1 tRNA gene and 2 rRNA genes are annotated in these 3,213 nt (G+C 59.4%); all 3 read right to left on the bottom strand.

The window, feature by feature from the left end:
* A tRNA-Met gene (locus HJG45_RS28095) sits at positions 1-77 on the bottom strand.
* 39 nt (positions 78-116) lie between these two features.
* Positions 117-231 (bottom strand): 5S ribosomal RNA (gene rrf / locus HJG45_RS28100).
* 128 nt (positions 232-359) lie between these two features.
* A 23S ribosomal RNA gene (locus tag HJG45_RS28105) occupies positions 360-3,101 on the bottom strand.
* Positions 3,102-3,213 lie beyond the last annotated feature (112 nt).

The following is a 3,213-nucleotide window of genomic DNA, read 5'->3' on the forward strand; positions in this document are numbered from 1 at the left end:
TGGATGCGGGGACAGGATTTGAACCTGTGACCTTCAGGTTATGAGCCTGACGAGCTACCGGGCTGCTCCACCCCGCGTGGGTGGTGTGTGTGAGGGTGTTTGGATCCGGCTGGGTGGCCCGGCGGCGACCGACTCTCCCGCTGCTTGAGCAGCAGTACCATGGGCGCTGAGGTGTTTCACGGCCGAGTTCGGGATGGGATCGGGTGTTGCAACCTTGCGATGACCACCGGGCCACCCGGCCGGATCCTGGGTGTGGCATGGGCTGGATTGGTTGGTGTGTTGTGTGTGTGCTGTGTTGGTTTGCGGCGCGGCTTGGTGCTGCGTGTGGTGTTGTCTTGCGACGACGCGGGCGGGTGTGGGATGGGAGTTCTATCGGGCGATTAGTAACGCTCGGCTGCACGGGTTACCCCGCTTCCACCTGCGTCCTATTGACGTGCTGGTCTGGCACGGCCCTCGAGGGAGACCTCGTTTGGAGGGGGGTTTCCTGCTTAGATGCCTTCAGCAGTTATCCCGTCCGCACTTGGCTACCCAGCTGTGCCACTGGCGTGACAACTGGTGCACCAGAGGTGCGTCCATCCCGGTCCTCTCGTACTAGGGACAGATCCTCGCAAGTCTCCTGCACCCACGGCAGATAGGGACCGAACTGTCTCACGACGTTCTAAACCCAGCTCACGTACCGCTTTAATCGGCGAACAGCCGAACCCTTGGGACCTGCTCCAGCCCCGGGATGCGATGAGCCGACATCGAGGTGCCAAACCTCCCCGTCGATGTGGACTCTTGGGGGAGATCAGCCTGTTATCCCTAGAGTACCTTTTATCCGTTGAGCGATGGCCCTTCCACGCGGGACCACCGGATCACTAAGGCCGACTTTCGTCTCTGTTCGCGCTGTCGCGCTCACAGTCAGGCGGGCTTGTGCCTTTGCACTCAACAGCCGATGTCCGACCGGCCTGAGCCCACCATCGCGCGCCTCCGTTACACTTTGGGAGGCGACCGCCCCAGTCAAACTGCCCACCACGCAGGGTCCCGGCCCCGGCTAACGGGGCTCGGTTAGACGCCAGAAAGGCGCAGGGTGGTATTTCAAGGTTGGCTCCACGAGAGCTAGCGCCCCCGCTTCAAAGCCTCCCACCTATCCTACACAGCCCCTTCCTGGCGCCACTGCGAAGTTGCAGTAAAGGTTCATAGGGTCTTTCCGTCTGACCGCGGGTACCCCGCATCTTCACGGGGAGTTCAATTTCGCTGAGCCGATGCTGGAGACAGTGGGGAGGTCGTTACGCCATTCGTGCAGGTCGGAACTTACCCGACAAGGAATTTCGCTACCTTAGGACCGTTATAGTTACGGCCGCCGTTTACCGGGGCTTCGGTTCGGAGCTTGCACTCCTCCCCTTGACCTTCCGGCACCGGGCAGGCGTCAGACCCTATACGTCATCTCTCGATTTCGCAGAGCCCTGTGTTTTTACTAAACAGTCGCCACCCCCTGGTCTGTGCCACCCACAACCGGTTGCCCGGCGGTGGGTCTCGCTTATCCCGAAGTTACGCGAGCAATTTGCCTAGTTCCTTCAGCATCGTTCTCTCAAGCGCCTTGGTATGCTCTACCAGTCCACCTGTGTCGGTTTCGGGTACGGTCCATATGCCAGTGCTATTTCCCGAGCCGATCCAGCGGCCACCCCAATCCGATAAGGGATGACCGAACTTCACGGCTGTCACATCTGGCGGGCCAGGGAATGTTCACCCTGTTGCCATCGGCTACGGCTGTCGCCCTCGCCTTAGGGGCCGGCTCACCCTGCGCGGATTAGCCTTGCGCAGGAACCCTTGGACTTTCGGCGGGAGGGTTTCTCACCCTCCTTGTCGCTACTCATGTCCGCATTCGCACTTCCGATACCTCCAGGAGCCCTCGCGGGTCTCCCTTCGCAGGCTTACGGAACGCTCCGCTACCACGCACTATCGCTAGTGCATCCACAGCTTCGGCAGATGGCTTGAGCCCCGGTACATTTTCGCCGCGGGACAGCTATTAGACCAGTGAGCTATTACGCTTTCTTTAAAGGATGGCTGCTTCTAAGCCAACCTCCTGGTTGTTATGGCCGTCCTACATGCTTTCCCACTTAGCCATCATTTGGGGGCCTTAGCTGGTGGTCTGGGCTGTTTCCCTCTCGACAACGGACCTTAGCACCCGCTGTCTGTCTGCCCGCCTGCACTCCCCGGCATTCGGAGTTCGGTAGGGTTTGGTAGGGCTTTGGGCCCCCCTAGCCCTTCCGGTGCTCTACCTCCGGGGGTGATCGACGGACGATCTACCTCAATAGATTTCGCGGAGAACCAGCTATTTCCGAGTTTGATTGGCCTTTCACCCCTAGCCACAGCTCATCCCCGACTTTTTCAACAGGCGTGGGTTCGGCCCTCCAGTGCGTGTTACCGCACCTTCAGCCTGGCCATGGCTAGATCACTCGGTTTCGGGTCTTCTACCGGCAACTCAGCGCCCTTATCAGACTCGCTTTCGCTGCGCCTCCACCTCACGGCTTAAGCTCGCTGCCAACAGAAACTCGCGGACCCATTATACAAAAGGTACGCCGTCACGGAACAAGTCCGCTCCGACTGCTTGTAGGCGCTCGGTTTCAGGTCTCTTTCACTCCCCTCGTCGGGGTGCTTTTCACCTTTCCCTCACGGTACTTGTGCACTATCGGTCGCCAAGGAGTATTTAGGCTTGGAGGGTGGTCCCCCCATGTTCAGACAGGGTTTCACGTGCCCCGCCCTACTCAAGGATCCATGCAGGCCATACGCCTACGGGGCTGTCACCCGCTCCGGCACAGCTTTCCAGCTGCTTCAGCTTAACCCACATGCACCACTGGCCTGGTCCCCGTTCGCTCGCCACTACTAGGGGAATCTCACTTGATGTCTTTTCCTCCAGGTACTGAGATGTTTCAGTTCCCCAGGTTCGCCTCCCACGCCTATGAATTCAGCGCAGGATCTCCATAAAGGAGGGGTTTCCCCATTCGGACATCCGCGGATCAACGATCGCTCGCATCTCCCCGCGGCTTTTCGCAGCGTGCCACGTCCTTCATCGCCTCTTGGCGCCAAGGCATCCACCGAACGCCCTTCTCTCACTCTCCATCACCACATCCAGCCACCCACACGCAGTACCAAACCGCGCATCAAGCAAACCAAATACGGCAATCACACAAACACACAACCAATCCAGATGTAGATGTCAACGAACAGATC

The sequence above is a fragment of the Roseicella sp. DB1501 genome, from assembly GCF_013112485.1.
In the GTDB taxonomy this organism is placed as follows: Bacteria; Pseudomonadota; Alphaproteobacteria; order Acetobacterales; family Acetobacteraceae; genus Paracraurococcus.